Origin of the sequence: Edaphobacter acidisoli (assembly GCF_014642855.1) — a bacterium.
In the GTDB taxonomy this organism is placed as follows: domain Bacteria; phylum Acidobacteriota; class Terriglobia; order Terriglobales; family Acidobacteriaceae; genus Edaphobacter; species Edaphobacter acidisoli.
On sequence record NZ_BMJB01000002.1, the window covers coordinates 372,226 to 392,640 of the forward strand.

General features: G+C 59.0%; 15 protein-coding genes. 5 read left to right on the forward strand and 10 right to left on the reverse strand.

Features of this window, described 5'->3' with window-relative positions; genetic code table 11:
• Positions 1–118: 118 nt before the first annotated feature.
• The 4 genes from IEX36_RS14670 to IEX36_RS14685 form a co-directional block, all read right to left on the reverse strand.
• On the reverse strand, positions 119–1,546 hold the full coding sequence (locus IEX36_RS14670) for a hemolysin family protein (protein ID WP_188760303.1): 1,428 nt from the start codon (positions 1,544–1,546) through the stop codon (positions 119–121).
• Positions 1,543–2,019: an rRNA maturation RNase YbeY gene (ybeY, locus tag IEX36_RS14675; RefSeq protein ID WP_188760304.1), complete on the reverse strand. Its 477-nt coding sequence runs from the start codon at positions 2,017–2,019 to the stop codon at positions 1,543–1,545. The genes IEX36_RS14670 and ybeY overlap by 4 nt, the downstream gene beginning before the upstream one ends.
• Positions 2,016–2,891, reverse strand: coding sequence for a glycoside hydrolase family 16 protein (locus IEX36_RS14680; protein WP_188760305.1), 876 nt, complete (start codon positions 2,889–2,891; stop codon positions 2,016–2,018). Before IEX36_RS14680 ends, ybeY begins: the two co-directional genes overlap by 4 nt.
• A gap of 74 nt (positions 2,892–2,965) precedes the next feature.
• The gene (locus tag IEX36_RS14685; RefSeq protein ID WP_188760306.1) at positions 2,966–4,012 is read right to left on the reverse strand and encodes a PhoH family protein; all 1,047 of its coding nucleotides are present in this window, start codon (positions 4,010–4,012) and stop codon (positions 2,966–2,968) included.
• A gap of 381 nt (positions 4,013–4,393) precedes the next feature.
• Between IEX36_RS14685 and rpsT the strand changes: the two genes are divergently transcribed.
• The gene (rpsT, locus tag IEX36_RS14690; RefSeq protein WP_188760307.1) at positions 4,394–4,666 is read left to right on the forward strand and encodes a 30S ribosomal protein S20; all 273 of its coding nucleotides are present in this window, start codon (positions 4,394–4,396) and stop codon (positions 4,664–4,666) included.
• A 135-nt stretch (positions 4,667–4,801) separates the two neighbouring features.
• Here the strand turns inward: rpsT and IEX36_RS14695 are convergent, their stop codons facing one another.
• Together IEX36_RS14695 and IEX36_RS14700 are read right to left on the reverse strand one after the other, a co-directional pair.
• Complete coding sequence (locus tag IEX36_RS14695) at positions 4,802–5,665, reverse strand: hypothetical protein (RefSeq protein ID WP_188760308.1); 864 nt, start codon at positions 5,663–5,665, stop codon at positions 4,802–4,804.
• A gap of 97 nt (positions 5,666–5,762) precedes the next feature.
• The gene (locus IEX36_RS14700; RefSeq protein ID WP_188760309.1) at positions 5,763–6,731 is read right to left on the reverse strand and encodes an SDR family oxidoreductase; all 969 of its coding nucleotides are present in this window, start codon (positions 6,729–6,731) and stop codon (positions 5,763–5,765) included.
• A gap of 406 nt (positions 6,732–7,137) precedes the next feature.
• Between IEX36_RS14700 and IEX36_RS14705 the strand changes: the two genes are divergently transcribed.
• The 3 genes from IEX36_RS14705 (at position 7,138) to IEX36_RS14715 (ending at position 14,263) form a co-directional block, all read left to right on the forward strand.
• Entirely contained in the window at positions 7,138–8,505 is a 1,368-nt protein-coding gene (locus tag IEX36_RS14705; protein WP_188760310.1) for a nucleotide sugar dehydrogenase, read from the forward strand.
• An 833-nt stretch (positions 8,506–9,338) separates the two neighbouring features.
• Positions 9,339–12,365 (forward strand): Ig domain-containing protein, encoded by a 3,027-nt coding sequence (locus IEX36_RS14710; protein ID WP_188760311.1) that lies wholly within the window; start codon positions 9,339–9,341, stop codon positions 12,363–12,365.
• Positions 12,365–14,263, forward strand: a complete 1,899-nt coding sequence (locus IEX36_RS14715; protein WP_188760312.1) for a hypothetical protein — start codon at positions 12,365–12,367, stop codon at positions 14,261–14,263. The genes IEX36_RS14710 and IEX36_RS14715 overlap by 1 nt, the downstream gene beginning before the upstream one ends.
• Here the strand turns inward: IEX36_RS14715 and IEX36_RS14720 are convergent, their stop codons facing one another.
• On the reverse strand, positions 14,264–15,163 hold the full coding sequence (locus tag IEX36_RS14720; RefSeq protein WP_188760313.1) for a glycosyltransferase family 2 protein: 900 nt from the start codon (positions 15,161–15,163) through the stop codon (positions 14,264–14,266). It lies immediately after the preceding gene.
• Positions 15,164–15,327: 164 nt separating this feature from the next.
• Between IEX36_RS14720 and IEX36_RS14725 the strand changes: the two genes are divergently transcribed.
• Positions 15,328–16,545, forward strand: a complete 1,218-nt coding sequence (locus IEX36_RS14725) for a hypothetical protein (protein ID WP_188760314.1) — start codon at positions 15,328–15,330, stop codon at positions 16,543–16,545.
• A 54-nt stretch (positions 16,546–16,599) separates the two neighbouring features.
• Here IEX36_RS14725 and IEX36_RS14730 read toward each other — a convergent pair whose 3' ends face one another.
• The 3 genes from IEX36_RS14730 to IEX36_RS14740 all read right to left on the reverse strand — a co-directional run bounded on the left by IEX36_RS14730 (position 16,600) and on the right by IEX36_RS14740 (position 20,304).
• A complete protein-coding gene (locus IEX36_RS14730; RefSeq protein WP_188760315.1) occupies positions 16,600–17,766 on the reverse strand; it encodes a glycosyltransferase family 4 protein in 1,167 nt (388 codons plus the stop codon).
• A gap of 22 nt (positions 17,767–17,788) precedes the next feature.
• Entirely contained in the window at positions 17,789–19,129 is a 1,341-nt protein-coding gene (locus IEX36_RS14735) for an O-antigen ligase family protein (RefSeq protein WP_188760316.1), read from the reverse strand.
• Positions 19,130–19,194: 65 nt separating this feature from the next.
• Positions 19,195–20,304 (reverse strand): glycosyltransferase family 2 protein, encoded by a 1,110-nt coding sequence (locus tag IEX36_RS14740; RefSeq protein WP_188760317.1) that lies wholly within the window; start codon positions 20,302–20,304, stop codon positions 19,195–19,197.
• Positions 20,305–20,415: the final 111 nt, after the last annotated feature.

The window sequence follows — 20,415 nt, forward strand, 5'->3', positions numbered from 1 at the left end:
GGGTTTGTGCAGCCGCGAGCAAAATGCGGGGGTTCTTCCCATTCGACTTCGCTCAGGGCAGGCTGCTGCGCTCAGAATGACATCGACAGATAAGAGCTGCAGATGTGGATAAACGGTGTTACGCGCTGGCTGGTGGATGGGTGAGGCTGACGTGGATGCGGTCGATGCGGCGGTCTGTGCTGGCGAGGACTTCGAGGCGTAAACCGTCTTCTTCGACGACTTCGCCGGGCAGTGGGATGTGGCCGGCGATTTCGCTGACGAGGCCGCCGAGGGTGGTGGATTCGTAGTGGCCGGAGAGGCGCAGGTCTACAGCTTGTTCGCGGGCAGGTTCGTGGGTCTCTTCGGGCTCGCCGTCGTACTCTTCGGGCGAGTCTGCGGGGTTGCGGGGCGCGTCTTCGTCGGAGGTGTGGATGTGCACGAGCTGGTCGCTGAAGAGGTCGCGCAGGCGTGAGAGCTCGAAGGTGCCGGAGACGATGTAGGAGCCGTCGGGCTGGCGCTCGGGTGTGTCGTCGGGCTCGGACTCGTCGTGCTCGTCGGCGATGTTGCCGACGATGGCTTCGAGGAGGTCTTCGATGGTGACGAGGCCTGCGACGTTGCCGTACTCGTCGATGACGATGCGCATGTGCTGCTTCTCGCGCTGCATCTCGCGGAGCAGCTCGGCGACTTTTTTGGTTTCGGGCACGAAGGCGACGGGACGCTGGATCTCGGCGACGGTGCGGGTGCTGGCTTCGATGTCGAGGACCTGGAGGAGGTCGTGCGCGAAGGCGAGGCCGGTGATGTGGTCGAGCGTGCCGGAGTAGACGGGCACGCGGGAGAAGGCGCTCTCGTTGATTTTCGCGGTGAACTCGCGCAGGGTGAGGGTGCCGGGGACGCTGAAGATTTCGGGGCGCGGGGTCATGACCTCGAGGACGATCTTGTCGCCGAACTCGACGGCGGAACGGACGAGCTCACGGTCGGACTCCTCGAGGATGCCTTCTTCTTCGCCGGCTTCGAGAAGGGCGTCGACGGCTTCGGAGGGGCTGTCTTCGGTGGCCTTGTCTTCGGGCTCGGCTAATGCGGCGATGGAGAGCAGCAGGCCCAGCAGCAGCGTGACGGGAAGGATGAGGTAGAAGAGCGATTGCAGGATGAAGCGGATGCGGACGACCCGGAGACCGCGGGTGCGGGTGAAGAGAAGCTGCGGGATGAGCCAGTCGAAGACGAGGATGAGCAGGATGATTTCGACGGCGGCGCGGGCGATCTCGATGGCGCTGGGCGTGCGGGCGAGCGTGGGCAGAAGCGAGGTGGTGTGGGTGTAGAGGCGGAGTCCGGCGAAGAGAGCGATGGCGGCGAGCGTGAGTTGTCGCAGGACCGAGGCGGAAAGGGCGATGGATTCGTGACTGAGGCCGAGGCGAGGTTCGACGAGGTGCTCCCAGGCGTCGATGTTCTCCTGGTACTCGCGGGTGAGGAATTTGCCCATCTCGGTGTAGACGCGGTCGACGTAGGCGGCGAGCGCGAGGATGATGAGCAGCAGGATGAAGATGATCGTGCTGATGGCGTCTGTGCTCATGCGCGCCTCTTTTTGCTGAGGCTTTTTGCTGTTGGCTTGTGGGCGCGCTCGATGAGCGTGACGGGCAGGCGAAGCTTGCTGCGGAGTTCGGCTTCGCGGGCGGCCATTTCGCCGTGGTCGGTTTCGTGGTCCATGCCGGAGAGATGCAGCAGGCCGTGGAGGATGAGGATGCGGAGCTCGTCGGTGAGTGGGTGGCCGTAGGATGCGGCTTGACGTGACGCGGTTTCGAGCGAGATGGCGAGGTCTCCGGCGTGCTCGGCGGCGATTTCGGCGGGCGCGGGGAAGCTGAGGACGTCGGTGGGTTTATTTTTGCCGCGGAAGGTGCGGTTGAGGCGCTTGAGCTCGGCGTCGGTCGAGAGCAGGATGCTGACTTGGCCGGTGAGTCCGATGGCTCGGCGGGCGGAGTTGGCGAAGCGGGAGAGCGCGGGCTTCGAGAGCGTCACTGATTTTGCAGCAGGGTCGATGGTGATCATTGTTCGGCCTGCTTTGCTGTTTGCATCTTCGATGGATGCTTCAGGGAATAGACGCGGACGTAGTCGACGAGCATCTGCTGCGGGAATTTGGTTGTTGCGTCTGGAAGGCCCGGCCAGTAGCCGCCTACGGCGAAGTTGAGGATGATGAAGAAGGGGTGGTCGTAGACCCACTTCGTGCCGGGTGGCAGGTCGGCTGGGGTACGGTGGGCTACGAGGTGGTCGTCGAAATAAAATTTGATGTCGTTGGGGGCCCACTCGACCGCGTAGGTGTGGATTGCGGAGTCTACGGCTTCGCCTGGGGGCAGCGTGAATTTTTGCGAGATGCCGTGGGCGCCGCTGTAGCCGGGGCCGTGGAGAGTGGAGTACATGGTGTCAGGCGCGCCGATGGTTTCGAGGATGTCGATCTCGCCGGAGTTTGGCCAGCCTACTTGTGGGATGTCTTCGCCGAGGAGCCAGAAGGCGGGCCAGATGCCTTTGCCGACGGGGAGCTTCATGCGGGCTTCGAAGCGTCCGTAGGCCTGGGCGAAGTGGCCCAGCGTGCGGATGCGGCCAGAGGTGTAGTGGCGAGGGATGTTGTCTTTGCCGGTGAAGTCTTCCTTGCGCGCGGTGATGACGAGGTTTCCGTCGCGCTGCTCGACGTTAGCAGGACGCGAGGTGTATGTTTCCTGTTCGTTGTTGCCGTGGCCGCTGCCTCCGGTCTCGAACGACCATTTGGCTGGGTCGGGGCTGGAGCCGTTGGGGCCGTTGAACTCGTCGCTCCAGGTGAGCTGCCATTTGGTATTTGGTTGCTGCGCTTGTGCGGCTGCGAAGGGTACGAGCAGCAGCGCGAGGCAGGCCAGCTTGAAGCGATGAAGACTTGGAGGCTCGGTCATAGGATCGAAGTTCAAAAAGATAACAGAGGGCCCGAAAGCCCTCTGCTGATGTATGGTATCGCAGGCTGGTTGCGTTACTGCGGTTTGGCCGCGATCTTTGCTGGCGCGGCTGGAGCGATTGCAGACGGTTCGGGCAGCGTCGTTTCGCCGAGGGCGAGCGGGAGCTGTTGCTGGGCGCGGCCGTAGCTGTCGTAGGCGCGGACGATGCGCTGGACGAGCTGGTGGCGGACGACGTCGACGTCTTCGAACTGGCAGAAACGGATGCCTTCGACGCCGTCGAGGACATGGATCGCTTCAATCAGACCGGACTTCTTCGGGTTGGGAAGGTCGATCTGGGTGAGGTCGCCGGTGATGACGGCCTTGGAGTTGTTGCCCATGCGGGTGAGGAACATCTTCATCTGCTCGGTGGTGGTGTTCTGCGCCTCGTCCATGATGATGAAGGCGTCGTTGAGGGTGCGTCCGCGCATGAAGGCGAGCGGTGCGACCTCGATGACATTGGTCTCGAGCATCTTGTCGACCTTGACTGGATCGACGAGGTCGTAGAGTGCGTCGTAGAGCGGGCGCAGGTAGGGATCGACCTTTTCCTGGAGGCTGCCGGGCAGGAAGCCGAGACGTTCGCCGGCTTCAACGGCGGGGCGGACGAGGATGATGCGGCTGATCTTTTTGGCCATGAGCGCGGAGACGGCCATCGCCACGGCGAGGTAGGTTTTGCCGGTTCCGGCGGGACCGAGGCCGAAGGTCATGTCGCATTGTTCGATGGCCTCGACGTACTTGCGCTGGTTGGGCGAGCGCGGCTGCACCATGCGCTTGACGCCGGCGGAGCGCTGTTTGCTGGATTCGACGAGGGAGCGGAGGGTGACGGAGGGATCGGCGAGGAGCATGCGCAACATGCCGTTGAGTTCGCCGTTCTGCAGGTAGACGCCGGAGCGTCGGAGGTGGTCGAAGTCGGTGAAGATTTGTTCGACGCGGGCCACACTGGCGGGTTCGCCTGTGACGTGGATGGCGTCGGAGCGGAGATCGATCGTGACGTTGAGTTTGTCCTCAAGGAGCCTGAGGTTTTCGTCGTGGGTCCCGTAGAGGGGCTCAATGCCAGGGGTGATTTCCAGGGATTGTTTGATCAAATCGGGTGCTGACCTCCGTCAGGCGATGCTGGGTTACTCGCCCTGTTAATTAGACAGGCGAAGTGGGCTGGGAGTTGCTGTTTTTGCAAATGTAGAGCAGGGAAGGGTTTTGGTAAGGGGATTGCGGCCGGGATGGTGAAATGCACCAATCGAGTACCAAAGATGCGCACAGAGTAGCCCGCTCCGGGTGGGGCGTCAAGGGGCAAATTCTGTGGCGGGAATCGCTGGAAATACAGCGTGCCCTCACAAGATATGCGGTTGACCGTTGGCGGCAAGTCTCGTAGACTTAGAAATTGCAGGGTGTGCGGCAGGCGTGTGTTTCAGCCCGCTTTGGCCTGCACCCCATTCCCCCCTCCAAACGGGTTGAGAGAAGAGAGTTCTATGGCAAATCATGTTTCGTCGTTGAAGCGCGCACGTCAGACCGAGACCAAGACCGCGGTGAACCGCGCCAACAAGAGCAAGCTGCGTGGCACGCTGCGCACGCTGCGCGAGGCCATTGCGGCCGGCGATAAGGGGACGCTGGGCAAGGCTTACAGCGAGACCGTTTCGGTGCTCGATAAGAGCGTCCAGAAGGGCGTGCTGCACAAGAACACCGCCAGCAGGTACAAGAGCCGGTTGAATGCGCGCGTCAAGGCTGTCGCGACGGCCAAGTAGTCCGGCCCCTGCGCTTTTTTGCGCATGCTGGGTAAGATTTTGACTTTGTGCAGGTTATTGCGTTTTGTTTACTCAAGAGTAAAGCCCCGTTTTCGGGGCTTTTTCTTTTTGAGATGGCAAGCGAAGATCCTTTGACTAGTGCAGGCGGGCGATCTCGCGGGTGTAGAGGGTGTTGCGGGGGAATTCGTGTGAGAGGGAGATGAGGATGGCTTTGCACTGCTCGGTGTGGCCGTCGCGGAGTTCGCCTACGGCGAGCATCAGGCGGGCGAACGGGGCGGTGAAGTGACCGCGTTCGGCTGTGAGGGTGAGCAGGCGGACGCCTTCGGCTTTGCTGGTGCCTGCGCCGGTGAGGCCGAGAATCCAGCGGATGGGCGCGGCCTTGAGGCTGAGCATGTAGTTCTCGATGCCGACGGCGAGGTTGGCGTCGTAGAGGGTGGGATCGACGGCGAGGGCTTGTTTGGCGTAGCTGCTGGCGATCTCGCTGTAGCGGTAGGCGCCGTACTCGTGGCGATCGATGAGCGAGGCCCAGTCGGCGCGCATGCCGGAGACGACGGCTTTGGCGTAGAGGGCGTTGGCGTCGCGCGGGTTGCGCTTGAGGGCGGCGTCGGCGAGCTGGTCGGTCTGGGTGGTGCGATTGAGGAAGCCCTGCTTGATGGCTGGATCGACCGCGGGGGGCTTGCGGGATTCGAAGCGGCTGTCGTCGGCGAAGAGCTCGATGTCGAGGACGCCGAGCTGGTCGAATTCGTTGAAGATGTAGGCGGCGGCGTCGGAGGCGGGGCCGAGCGGGTCTTCGGGGTGCTCGGTCATCCACTGGTTGAAGTCGTTGTGGGCCTTGGCGAAGTCGAGGTTGTACATGGCATAGTAGCCGTCGTTGAGCGCGTTGCCGGTGAGCGGTGTGCTGGCTTGGGCAACGGAGACGGCTGTTAACAGGAGCAGCAGGAGATGGATCGGGTTGGGCTGCCTGCACCTGCTGCGTCGATGTTTGGGCCGGTGTGACATTCGCTTCTTTTCTACGCTCTTTGAGACGGAGGTCGAGGGCAAAGGGGTGCCTGGGGGTGGAACCTCTTTGTTTGCAGTGCTTCAATATGGTGAATCTCTAACGCTGCAAGGCCGTCTCTTTTTTCTCTTTCTCCTCGACGTACCAGGCTACGGTCTTTTTGAGGCCTTCGTGGAAGAGTGCTTTGGGCTGGTAGCCGAGCTCTTTGGTGGCGCGGGAGATGTCGGCGAGGGAGTGCTTGATGTCGCCTTCGCGCTCGGGGCCGTAGTTGGGCTTGCGGGTGAAGCCGAGATGCTCGGCGATGGTGGCGTAGACCTCGTTGAGGGTGTGGCTGTGGCCGGTGCCGATGTTGAAGACGCGTCCGGTGGCGACTTCGCTGGGAGCGGTCGAGGCGAGCAGGTTGGCGCTGACGGCGTTGTCGACGTAGTTGAAGTCGCGGCTGGTGAGGCCGTCGCCGAAGATGGTGGGGGTCTCGCCGGCCATCATGCGGAAGGTGAACTGCGCGATGACGCCGGAGTAGGGCGAGTCGGCCGCCTGGCGGGGCCCGAAGATGTTGAAGTAGCGCAGGCAGACGCCTTCGAGACCGTAGGCACGATAGAAAGACTGGATGTAGTACTCGCAGGTGAGCTTCTGCACGGCGTAGGGCGAGAGCGGACGCGGGAGCATGTCTTCCTGCTTGGGCTGCGTGGGCTGGTCGCCGTAGGCCGACGAGGAGGCGGCGTAGACGATGCGCTTGACGCGGGCGTCGCGCGCGGCGATGAGCAGGTTGAGCGTGCCGTTGATGTTGGACTCGTGCGAGGTGAGCGGGTCTTTGACGGAGCGGGGAACGGAGGCGAGCGCGCCCTGGTGGAGGATGTAGTCGACGCCTTCGCAGGCGGCGCGGACGCCGGTTGTGTCCTGGAGGTCCATCTGCTGGAAGTCGATGGAGGAGCGGATGTCGGCGAGGTTTTCGAGGTTGCCGGTGGAGAGGTTGTCGAAGCCGCGGACCTCGTGGCCCTGCTCGAGGAGCGTGTGGGCGAGGGTTGAACCGATGAAGCCTGCGATGCCGGTGATCAGATAACGAGCCATCTTTCCTCCGCCCGGTGTGCTGCTTCGGGCTTGTGTTTCGTGTTTGATTTTCGGCGCCGCCGGCTTGCGCCAGCGAATGCTCCGGCGGCGTTTGTTGAACACTTCATCTCATCAATGAAATTCGTTCAGGTCGATGGCACTTTTGTGCAGTTTGCGCGATGGTGCGCGATTTTGAGTTTTCCAAAAGGTCGTTTGAGTGTTCTTTAACACTATAGGAGCGCCGGATTGCTGGAGTGTGACGCGATTGCGCGAGCGGGATTACCAACGTTTTCGACAGATGCAGGTTGCGAGGAAAAGGCTGTATCGAAGATGCGAAAAGCACGTCCTCCCACTCTCGCGGAAGGATGACAACTTTGTGGTGTGGGCTTTCTGCCGCAGAAAACAGGGGATGCGATAATCGGGAAGTATGCCGACTAACCTACCTGTTGTCCTGCCGAAGATTGCCGAGGAACGCCTTAACCGCTTGAAGAACCGCACGGCCAGGATTGGCGTGATTGGCCTGGGCTATGTTGGATTGCCTCTGTCGCTGCTGCTGTCGGAAGCCGGCTTCAAGGTGACGGGCTTCGATATCGATGAGAAGAAGGTCGTCGAGCTGGAGGCGGGGCGCTCGTACATCTTCCGCATTCCTGCGGAAGATATTCAGGCCGCGCGCAAGCAGGGGTTCTCGGCGACGACGGACTTCTCGCATCTGTCGGAGCAGGACGCGATCATTATGTGCGTGCCGACTCCGCTGACGGAACACCGTGAGCCGGACCTGAGCTACGTGGAGAACACGGCGAAGTCTGCGGCGCCGTGGGTGCGCGAAGGGCAGTTGGTGGTGCTGGAGAGCACGACGTATCCGGGCACGACGGAAGAGCTGATGATTCCTGTGCTCGAAGCCGGCAATACGCAGGGCCTGAAGGTGCAGGGCAAGGGCGCGGTTGCGGAGAAGGGCGTCTTCTACGTGGCGTTTTCGCCTGAGCGCGAAGATCCAGGCAACACGACGGTCGCGCGGCGCGATATTCCGAAGGTTGTCGGCGGGCACGAAGAGATTGCAACGGAGCTGGCTTCGGCGCTGTATGAGGCCATCTTTACGCGCGCGGTAAGGGTGAGCTCGACGCGCGCGGCTGAGATGACGAAGCTGCTCGAAAATATTTATCGCTGCGTGAATATTGCGCTGGTGAATGAGCTGAAGGTGCTGGCGCTCAGGATGGACATGGATATCTGGGAGGTCATCGATGCGGCTTCGACGAAGCCGTTCGGGTTTCATCCGTTCTATCCGGGGCCGGGGCTGGGCGGGCACTGCATTCCGATCGATCCGTTCTACCTGAGCTGGAAGGCGAAGGAGTACGACTTCAACACACGCTTTATCGAACTGGCTGGCGAGGTGAATGAGGCCATGCCTGCGCACGTGGTGCAGTATGTCGCGCGTGGGCTGAATCAGCACAAGAAGGCGCTGAATGGAGCGCGGGTCCTGATGCTGGGGATGGCTTACAAGAAGGACATCGACGATCTGCGTGAGTCTCCGTCGCTGACGGTGATTGAGCTGCTGCGCGAGCAGGGCGCTGAGGTGCTGTACAACGATCCGTACTTCGCGAAGGTGGGACGCGGGCGCAGGTACAACCTGAACATGACCTGCACGCCGCTGGATAATCTGGAGCAGTATGACTGTGTGCTGATCATGACGGACCACTCCGACTACGACTACGAGGACATTGTGAAGCGTTCGCGGCTCGTAGTGGACTCAAGAAACGCAACGAAAGGCATTCAGTCAGAAAAAATTGTTCGTTGCTAGCTAAATGCAGATGTATGGCTGGATGTGGCGGGGTGAATGTCGCTAAGTCGATTAACATGCCGGAATATTGGGATTTTCCACATGCAGAGGCACGAATCTGTGTGCTATAAAGGCTGAAGCCAGCGCAGACTTCAACATAGTCGCAATTGTTTGCGTTATTTGTGCATTCGATTGATGCGCGCGGCTGATTTTACGGAACTTCCTGCCTTGAAAATTTGTGACCTCTGCTGCGGAGCTATCTCTGCGGTGAGGACTGTTTTTTTGCGCGAGGCTCCGGCCTACTTTGGCGCTACTTGATTCTGCCGGTTCTGAATGATCAGGAGAGGCCGCTCGGCGAGCGGATTTTATTCTCAGGCAGGCAATCAGAGTTGATGTTTCTCCGCAATCCCTCCCCAGTTTTCAACTCCATCCTTGATGGCACTACGAAGGTGCTGAGCCGTGCCTCGGACAGCGCTTGCGCAATGACCTGAGGCCAGTTCAGGAGAGGTTCCTGAAGGCTTCGATCTGAGACCCGTAACAGGCCTGCAGGCTTGTGCGCCACTGACCATACATTACGAAAGTAACATACGACTTGGCGGTGAAGGTGAGCCGCAGATGAGGCCGCGGGGTCGTGTGCTTATCCAGCATAAATAGGTACTTTCGGCTGTTTCCGAGCTCAAGTTTCGGTGTCGATTACCCGAAGGTGTTAATTGGGTCTGCCACTTTTTATGACTGTAGTAACCAGTGCCTACTCCGATAAGGTTGGGGTTGGGTGGTGCAAAAACTTGCATGTATGCAGTGCCTAGCAGAGTTGACTCGGCAAGACCGTTTTCAACCGATTTAGAGGTGTAATTTTGGCGACATTGAAGACGATCGGGGCCGGGGTAGGCGTGTCACTTTTGCTTTTTTGCGTAGGCTGCGGCATGGTCGCGATTCCGCAGGCGGAACCAAGCATCAGCCAGGTTTTGCCCCAGACGGTTGCCGCGGGCGCGCAAGGCGTGACGATGACGGTGGTGGGGGCGAATTTTTCAAGCGACGCCGTCGTGTTGTGGAACGGGAATACGCTTTCGACTTCGCAGGAGAATGGAAGCACGCTGGCTGCGACGGTTCCGAATGGAAATGTGGCGTCGCCGGCGGTAGTGCAGTTGATGGTGCAGGACCGGAAGTCCGGCCACAAGTCGAACCCGGTGAATGTCACGATTACATCGCAAAGCTCAGGTAGCAGCGCGGGGCCAGTGTCGTTGACGATTGCAACGGCATCGTTGACTCCGGGCACGGTGGGCACACTGTACAGCGCGGATCTATCGGCGGCTGGCGGCACGATGCCCTATGCCTGGTCGATTGCGTCGGGAGCGCTTCCTGCTGGTCTGACGCTGGACCGTTCCACAGGCGCGATTTCGGGCACGCCGTCAGCGAGCGGGACGTTTAATTTTTCCGTCCAGGTGAAGGATGCTGGATCGCCGAGTCAGAGTGCATCGGCAAGCTATTCGATGGTAGTGAACGCTGCCAGCAATAACGCTTCGAGCGTGACGGGACTGCTGCTGAGCGCGGCGACGCTGCCTGAAGCGTCAGTTGGACAGAGCTATGCTGCATCGCTGGTTGCGAATGGTGGCACGGCACCATATGCATGGACGGTGATCTCTGGCGGGTTGCCAACGGGAGTGACACTGTCGCCGTCGGGAGTGTTTTCTGGGACGCCGTCAGTGAGCGGCACGTTCAGCTTTACCGTTTCGGTGACGGATTCGGGAAATCCGGCCCAGAAGGCCACGGCCTCGGACTCGATTACGGTTCAAGCGCCTTCGCGAGGCGGAAGCGGCGGCACAACGACGACTTCTGGCGGGAGCAGCGGCACTACGACGACCTCCAGCGGGAGTGGTGGCACAACGACGACGACGACTTCTGGCGGAAGCAGCGGTACGACTGTCACGTTGGCGATTACGACCACGTGGTTGCCGCAGGGGATAGATGGCACGGCATATTCGACGCAGTTGCAGGGCAGTGGAGGAACGCCTGCGTATACGTGGTCGATCTCTTCGGGGAGTTTGCCTGCAGGATTGACGCTGGGCGCGTCGAACGGAATTATTTCGGGTACGCCTACCGGGCAGGGAACTTCCAACTTCACCGTTGCGGTGAGTGACAATAGCAGTCCGGCAGAAACGATCTCGCTCGGCGAGTCGATTACGGTTTCGGCGACGGCGCAGCCTACTGGACCAGGGACGACCTGGTATATCCGTCCTGATGGCGGAACGCGCTACAGCTCGAACATGACGAACGGACAGTGCGATGGCATGGGCGATGCGGCCTATCCTGGGACTGGCACAAATCAGCACTGCGCGTTCAACGATTACCGCTACCTGTATCAGGATGGGTCGTATTCGGATGGCTCGACGTTCCCGGCCTGGGGATGGGTTATTGCCGGTGGAGATACGGTCATCATTCGCGGATCGATTGGAACGGGCGTGTCGTATCGCGTGGGTGCTGCGCCGCCGAGCCAGACTTCGTACTGCGATGCGAACAATATCTGCTGGGGACTTGCGGGAGATCCGGCCGATTCTTTCAATCCTCCGATACCGGGGGGGACAGCTTCGCAGCCGACGCGCATTCTGGGGGAGAATTACGCTGCGTGCACAAACCAGTCCGCACGTACGCAGCTGCATGGCGGGACGGGGTTGTACTACGTACTGGATTTGCGGAACACGTCGTACGTGGATGTGCAGTGCCTGGATATTACGGACTTTTCAGGTTGCAGCAGAGCCGCGGGAACCTGCACCAGCGCGGACGATACAGCTTTGAACGGAATCAGGCTGTACAGCAATGCCACGAACATTACGCTGGACGATATACGAGTGCATGGGTTGGGGTATTCGGGTATTGGCGGGCCTCCGGGCACGGGATTCAACGCGAACGATCTGGTCATTCTGGGTAACGGCGGTGCCGGATGGAATGCTGATCCGGGTGACGGCACGACCGGCGTGGGCACGATGAATGTGACGAACTTTGTCATCAGTTGGAACGGGTGTGCGGAGGAGTATCCGATTGTCGATGCGGTACCTTATCAGGATTGCCGTGATGACTCGACGGGCGGCTATGGAGATGGATTCGGGACGACCACTTCTCCGAGTCCTGCTCCAGGATGGCAGATTCACTTCGACCAAGGTGTTGTCAGCTACAACACGCAAGACGGACTGGATGCGCTGCATGTAAATGGGCCGGGGACTTCTGTTTCATATACTCGAGTGCTTGCGTTCGGCAATGAAGGCCAGCAGCTGAAGGTGGGCGCCATCACGAACATTCAGAATAGCCAGATCGTGGGCAACTGCGCGGCGATATTGCAGACGATTCCGGGAAGGCCGGCGACGACGGGGGACAACCTTGGTGATACGTGTCGCGCGGCGAACACGGCAGTGGCAATTGTTACGTATCCGGGTCAGCCGTCGGTCTTTCAGAACAACACGATGATTACTGGAGGAGCTGTAGGGGTCGAGGTGGAGTACGCAACTTCAGACCACGGCGCTACAAACATTCTTCAGTACAACAACAACGTGTTTATTGGCTATCAGAATTCGGGCAACGGGGAGTATCCATCACCCATCTATTCGAACAGCGATACGAACATGCTGACGAACCCGGGTGCGAGCTGGACGAACAATGCCTATCTTGGGCAGAAGTGGACGTGTCCGCAGGCGGGCGAGAGCGCGGCGGTTTGTACCGACCCCGGTCTTGTGGATGAGACGCTGCACGCCTACGGCTATGGGAATATGGCGCCAGCATCGAGTTCGAGCGCAGTTGTGGGCAAGGGCGCGGCATTGCCGAGCATTACCCTGGACTACAATGGCGTGACGCGGCCGAATCCGCCGTCGATTGGAGCTTTGGAACCCTGATGAATCGTGGTCAATGGCTGAAGGCCGTCTTTGCGCTTCTTCTTCTAGGGGGTGCGGGCCTTCAGCTTTCGGCCACCACCTGGTATGTGCGTCCTGATGGCGGGACGCGGTATTCTTCGGAAGTTCCGAACGGCCAGTGCGATGGCCTGACGGATGCGGCGTATCCGGGCTCGGGAAAGAACAAGCACTGCGCGTTCAACGACTATCGCTACCTTTACCAGGATGGCTCGTATGCGAACGGGACGAAGTTTCCTGCGTGGGGCTGGGTGATTAAAGGCGGCGATACAGTTATTATTCGTGGCTCGATTGGCACGAAAGCTGCTTACCGCGTGGGAGCGGCGCCACCGAGTCAGAAATCCTATTGCGATCCTAAAAATGTCTGTTGGGGTCTTGCCGGCGATCCGGCAGATTCTTTTAATCCGCCGATTCCGGCTGGGACGGCTTCGCAGCATACTCGCATTCTGGGCGAGAACTATGCCGCGTGTACGGACCAGAAGGCAAGGACACAGCTTTATGGCGGGACAGGACTGTACTACGTTCTCGATTTGAGAAATACGTCCTACGTCGACGTGCAGTGCCTGGATATTACGGATTTTTCCGGCTGCAGCAGAACTGCGGCGAACTGCTCGGGGGCGAATGCAGACTTCGCTACCAATGGCATCCGGTTGTCGAACAAATCGACTGACATTACGTTGCGCGATGTGCGCGTGCATGGCCTTGCGTACTCGGGTATCGGCGGGCCTCCGGGCACGGGGTTTGTTGCGACGGACCTTGCCATTCTGGGTAATGGCGGTGCGGGATGGAACGCGGACCCCGGAGACGGCACGACCGGCGTGGGAACCATGCTGGTTCAGGGCTTCGACATCAGTTGGAACGGGTGCGCTGAGGAGTATCCGATCGTCGATGCGGTGCCGTATGGCAATTGCCGCGATGATTCGACGGGTGGCTATGGGGATGGATTCGGAACAACAACGGCTCCCAGTCCTGCGCCGGGATGGCAGGTGCACTTCGATAACGGCATTGCGAGCTACAACACGCAGGATGGTTTGGATGCGTTGCATATCTCCGGGCCGGGATCGACTCTGACGATCACGCGTGTGCTTGCCTTCGGGAATGAGGGGCAGCAACTGAAGGGCGGCGGCGCGATTGCTACGCTGCAAAATAATTTGATCGTGGGGAATTGTGCGGCCATTCAGGCGACGATGCCCGGAAGGCCGACACCTACGGGAGACAGCCTCGGGGACGTCTGCAGGGCAGCGAATACGGCTGTGGCGATTGGTGTGACTCCGGGCGACCCGGCGACGTATCAGAACAACACGATGATCTCAAACGGTGCTGTGGGGGTAGAGGTGGACTACTCGACTCCCGACCACGGGCCGACAAATATGTTGCACTATGACAACAACGTGTTCATCGGACATATCAACCCAGGACGCGGAGAACGTCCTTCGGCTATTTATACCGATCCGAAGATATTGACCAATCCGGGTGCAAGCTGGACGCATAACGCCACCTATGGTGCGAAGGGCTCCTGTCCGGAGCCGGGAGAACACAATGCGATTTGCAAGGATCCCGGCCTTGTGGACGAGACGTTCCACGCATACGGTTACGGCAACATGGCTCCGAAGCCGGGCGCGGCCGTGATCGGTGCTGGAGCAGCAATTCCTGACATCAAGGTGGACTTCAATGGGACGAACAGGTCGTCTTCGCCATCGGTTGGTGCGCTGGAATCATCCGGAAAAGTGAGCGGGGCGTCACCACCTACTGCGTCGAACGAGCCTGCAAGCTCCGGCAAGCCGCAAGCATCGGTTGAGGTGAAGGTGCTGAGCGGGGCTGTGGCTGTTGCAGTCTTGTGGGCGGGGATGCGATATCTTCGGGGACGGTCGACCGGAGCCTGATCAACTGCTGCGCAATCCGAATGAGTGAAGCAGCAGCGAGGCGGCAGTTCGTGGATTGTCCATGTCGAATGGGTAGGTGGCCAAGGCGCGGAGCGAGCTTAGAAGAGCTTTGCGCGGCTTTCCCTGCCGCTGGAGCGCTTCAGCATGTTGCTTATAGGCGCGTGCAAGAGCGACCTGGCGGGCGCGCAGTCCACAGCCGGGCGCGCCATAGTGCTTGTGAATGAACTGCATCTGCGCCTTCAGCATCCGCTGCGGGTCGGTCGACATCGAGTTGGGTGAGACTCGGTAGTAGGCAATGACTTTGGGAACAAAGGCGACTTCGTAGCGCAAGGCAATGCGCAGCCAGAGGTCGCGGTCTTCAGTGGCGCGCATGGTCTCGTCGAAGAGGCCGACTTCATCGACACATTTGCGACGGAACGTCATGGTCGGGCAGGGCAGCTCGACCTTGCGCATGTAGATGTACGGCGCGATGTTTCCCTCGGCGTTGCTCTTGTTGCCTTCGAAGGTCGCTCCGGTGACGCCTTTGTGGTCGATGTATGTGATCAGCCCATAGGAGAGACCGGCGCGGGGGCGATCTTTGAGGATTGCAACTGATTCGGACAGGCGGTTTGGCAGCCATACGTCGTCGGCATCGAGCAGTGCGAGGAATTCCGCTGTAGAAGCTTTGATTGCAGCGTTTCTGGCAGCGGGAAGTCCGTGGTTGTGTTGCTTGATGTATAGAATTCTGGGACCAAGGCGCTCCAGAAATGGGGAGACAACTTCATCGGTGTTGTCGGTGCTGCCATCGTTGACGAGGACAATCCTCCAGTCATCGAAGGTTTGAGTGGCTACGCTTTCGATGGCGGTTGGCAGATATCTGGCAGCGTTATACGCGGGGATGATGATGTCAACCGTGGCCATCCTGATTATTCTGCCATATCGTGTGAGACGCTTTGTGGCCTGAAAGTGGGATCGGAGAATGCATCAGCGGCGATTTATACATACATTAAAGCTTCTGCCGTAAGTTCTGATGGTTCACGTGCTAAGCTGATGCTCGGTAAGCGTTAGAAGGTGGCTAATCCACGGTGGGACAAGAAAAATTGATGCGCAATGGCGGGTCAGCGGGTTGGATACAGCGAATCGTTCTGGTTCTGCTGGGTATGGCTGCGCTTGTCTCCCTTGCAATTGGAATTCACCACGCGATGGAGTTTGGCAGCCATGATATGCAGTGGATGGCGGCGCGTCTGGTGGGACAGCATATGGACCCATGGCAGGAAGAGCTTGCCCATGGGCCTCATCACTACGCTCATTTTGGGCCACCGAACTATCTTCATTTCCTGTATCTGTTGCTGCTGCCGATGGGCGCGCTGAATTTTCCGGCAGCGCAGGCGCTATGGACGGTTGGAATCATCTGCATGTCGCTTGCGAGCATGTGGGTTCTGCGAAAGCTCTTCAATCTGAGTGGCTTTCAGACGGCGCTGGCTTTGTGCCTGCTCTGGATGAGTTCGCCTTTTCGTGTGGTGATTGAAGTTGGGCAGATGTCGTTCTTCGAGCTGTTCTTCCTGGCGGGCGCGTATCTGGCTGTGTCGCAGGCAGTGGGCGGCGTTTCGTTTGGCGTCAGCCTGGTGAAGTACAGTTTCTCGCCTTCGGCGGCGATGCTGTTTCTGCTGCGTGGGCGGTTTCGCTTCCTCGCTTATGCGGCGCTGGTCTGTATCGTCGGATTGGTTGGCGTGTGGGCGTTCATCAGAACGCCGATGACACAGCTCGCGCTTGAGCCTTTTACCGTGTCCGCGCTTCCCACTGCGGTCAGTCCGGGCTTTGCCGATCTGATGACGCTTGCGGAGCACACGCTTAAGTTTTATGTGCCCATCGAGAGCGCACGGCATATCTCCTACCTGCTTGGGCTGATAGGCAGCGCGGCTTATGCGCTTTTGCTAAGCCGCTTCAGACTCTCGCGCTCGGCGGAGTTCACACTGATCTCTGTTGCCAGTCTCTTCTTTGTGAAGCACCTCTCTTACGACTACATCTTTCTGGTGGTGCTGCTCTGCTTTGCGCTGACCCAGACGAGTGTGAAGGCCAAAGGAGTGCTGGCTGCGGGGGTGATGGCGTTCTGGTTTGTTCTGCCGTATTTCGCGCGCAAGACACAGAATGATCCCAATGTGCACCTGGGCCAGCTTGCGACGAATTGCTGCCTGCTGGCTGCGCTTCTGGTCTTTACGACCTACGTGGTGCTGACGGATGCGGCGCAGAAAGCGGACGGTCGTGCATCTGAAGAGACTGTTGCCACGACGGCCAATCTTTAGTTCAGGCTGCTTTTCTCTTCTGCGAGTTTTTCGCTTTGCTTGATGGAAGACGAATCAGCGCAATGTCTGTTCTGCGAGCAGGTTCTTGTAGATGGCGGTGGTCTTCGACATCATTGCCGCTGTAGTGAAGTTCTCCTCGACGATCTTTCTTCCGGCTGCTCCCATTGATTTTGCGCGAGGCGTGTCGTTCAGAAGTTGGATGACTGCATTGGCGAGCTTGTCAGCGTCGTCCGGTGGGACGATGAATCCGCTGGTACCGTGCTGGACCGCTTCGGCGTTGCCTCCAACGTTGGTTGCCACGACGGGAAGTGATGCTGCCATGGCTTCGATGATGGCGTTCGAGAAGCCCTCGCTGCGGGAGGGAAGAACGAAGATGTCTGCAGCGGCTAGATATTCGTGCAGGTCGGTGATGTTGCCGACGAAATGGAATCGTCCTAAGAGATTGAGATCACGGACGAGGGTTTCGAGCTCCGCGAAGTATTCCGGCTCCATGACAGCACCTGCGATGCTGAAGGTGGTGCCGGGAAAGTGGCGGACGATCTCCGCGGCAGCTTTGATGAGAACATCATGTCCTTTCACGCGGCGAACATTGCCCACGGTTGCTATGTGGACTTCAGAGGATGTTCTGGTGGGCGGAGCTATCGCGTTCCAGATGGCAAGATCGAGGCCGTTGTAGATGGTCTGGACACGCGAGGGGTCGATGTGGTCCACGTCGATGCAGTGCTGACGGACTTGTTCGGAGACGGCGAAGACGGCGTCGGGAACGCCAGCCATGAGGCGGTACGCGAGGTGGTGCTTTCCTGCGCGCAGAATGCCCATGTCTCTGCGGCTCCAGATGAGCGCAGTCTTTGCAAGCTTTTTGGCTACAAGCCCGGCCCATAGGTCGGAGCTTTCAAAAAATGTCTGGACGATCTGGATTTGCTGCTGATGGAGAAAGCGCTTCAGCTCGAAAGCGGCGCGGAGCGCCTGGAGGTCGTAGGTGCGGCGCAGCGGCAGCAGATAGATCGGGCATGGCGGAGATTTAAAAGCGGGGCTCTGTGGGTCTGCGGCGAAGGTCAGGATCGACGCGCGATATCCGTAGGCTGGTAAAAGCCCGGCGAGCTTGAGGACGATGCGCTCGCCACCTCCGAGCGTCTTCGGGAGCTGATCGACGACAAGCAAGACGTGGGGGAGAGATTCACGCGAAGGGTCCGGCGAGGCGACTGATAGAGGCCTGATCATGTCTCTGTGGGGCTCCGCACGCTTATCGGTATGCCATATATGGGTTTACTGAGTCTGAACTTGGAGCAGCCAATTGCGCTGGAGCCTCTTCAGGGGCTGTTTGCATCAACTGGTTTGCGCGTGCAGCAGCACCGAAGAGAACCCACAACAGCCCCGTAATTTCGAGATAGGTCCAGCGGTCACCGAAGAAGTTGGCAATGACGCAGGAGGCCATGGCTGCGATGAGACCCAGACCAAGGCCTTTGTAGAGCGGATCTTCCGCTTTGAAGAATAATCGGAACGACAAGGCAAACATTTGTTGAAGCAGCCAGAAGGTGATGATGAGGCCGACGATGCCCGTCTCTACGGCCACTTTGACGTACCAATTGTGAGTGTCCCTGAGGTTGTCGACGTGTTCTCCAAGCTGAAACGTTGCGTACCCGTTACCAACGATGGGGCTGTGCAGGAATGATTTCTCGGCGTTTTCCCAGAGGTCAACACGCTCTTGCGCGGAGGCTTCGAGTTGGCCGTTGGAGTTCTCCGTCATGTTGACGCGTTCACGCACTGCAGTGGGTACGACTGCTTGCCACACCATGAGAAAGACCGCGAGCACAATGAGGAGTTGGCGCTTCTTCAGGATGCCAATCATGAAGACACCGACGAGTACAGAGAGATACGCGGCGCGAGAGAAGGTATACATCGTTGCCAGCAGCGTTGCTGCCACAAGCGCGTAGCAGAGCAGCTTATATCGCCCCTTCTTGAGGAAGGGAAGAAATCCCCAGAAGAACATGCCGAACTGTGCGAGGAATGCGGCTGTGATGTTTGCTCCCCAGGCAAGCGGGCCAGGGTCACGCTTGTTCTCGTCGAAGGCGGCCCAGGAGTGCGAAAGGCTTTCCATCAAGGATGCACGGTCGATGAACAATAGAGAGATTGCTGTAATAAAGACAATGTTCCGGATCGCTTTTCGATCCTCGATGACCAGGCTTGCAGCTACGAAGACCAGCGGTATGAGGATGTAGTCTTTCCAGGTTACAAAGTTGGTGTCGTTGAGCCATAGGGGAGCCCTGGAAAGTCCAAGGGCAGTTCCCAGCCACATCGAGCAATAGAGATAGGCTGCATAGATGAGCCAGACAGTGAAGAGCTTTGATGGAGGCAGCCTCTTGCCGCGGAAGAATGCTCCGATGATGACGGCAAAGATCAAGATGGTGAGCATATTGCTGCCCAGAGGGTAGATCAGGAAATGATCCCTCATGGTGCGGTAGGGCAGGAATGGCATGAGGTAATACAGGCCATACAAAGGGTTCTTGACCAGAGACACGACGATCATGACCCAGAAGCCCAGGTAGGCTACGAGCGGAATGTAGTGTCCGAGGCCTGTTCCCACGATCGAATCTCCGTACGCGTGCGGGGCGAAAAACCGCTTTACACGCCGCTGCTGGAACTAGATTACTAGACCCATACCTTGCTGCGTCCGGTAAGAAAGTTGTAGAAAGCGACCGCCGCTGCAGCGTTAAGCATGACGAAGGTGTTGGCAATCGCAATCGGTTTGAACTTCCTTACGGACGAATTAAGTTCCCCGATGACAGCCAAGGCATAGAAAAAGATTTGTATCCAGAAGAGTGTCTTATAGAACGGGCCACCCGCCATGCCAGAGGTTACAAGCATGACTGCCAGCAACAGCGGTACGGCAAGGCGAAGCAGTTTGTGGCTGATGAGGCGGAACAACAGAGGGTTAGCTGGCGAAAGGAGCCAAGGCGCGAGCTTCAGTAATTGGTAGTTGCCTGTCAGTGTGCGAACCTTGCGCGAGAATTCCTTACCCTTCTCATTGAAGATGCGGTCACGCGCGATAGCGGTTGGCTGGAAGATGACCCGTTTGCCCGTGCGGGCGACGTTCATAGGAACAAAAACATCATCGAGCAGGGTTCCAGCGGGGATATCTGTGTATAACTCGCGGCGCATCGCGTAGATAGCTCCGGTCACGCCGACGACTGAACCGGATGCGGATTCGAGCTTGCGGACAACCTTTTCGATCTTCCAGTAGATGCCGAGTGCGTCAGTTTGCGGGGCGCCGGATGCGTTTTCGAGGAGGAGTTCTCCGCTGACGGCGCCGATGGTGCGATCGGCGAAGCAGGAGACCAGTTCTGCGACGGCATTGGCGTCGATGGTCTGGCGTGTGTCCATAAAAACCAGCACTTCGCCGGTCGCTTGTTTGACCGCGGCGTTGAGCGCGGAGGCTTTGCCGTGCGATTCATCGAGAATGACAGGGACAACGTGAGCAGGCTGTTCGCGGAGGATGCTGGCAGTGCGGTCGGTTGAGCCATCGGAGACGACGACTATCTGAATTCGGTCTTTGGGATAGGCGAGTTGCTGGAGGTTGTCGAGCTTGATGGGAAGATTGCGCTCTTCATTGCGCGCGGCAATGATGATGGAGACTGTCGGAGTGATGGGTTGCTGCAGCACGGGACGTCTGCGCACGCGAACGATGAGCCACAGGCAGATGGCATAGCCGAAGTATGCGTAGGCCGTGAGCGCAAGACAGATCCAGAAGGCTGGTTTCATCGTGAATGGTAGCTTCGTGAGGCACAGGCCCGGCTGGGCTTACAGCAGGTGCTGCTGCAGTCGAGCCTACCCTTTGATGATAAGGCACCAGGCGCCGTTGATAAGCCGGTA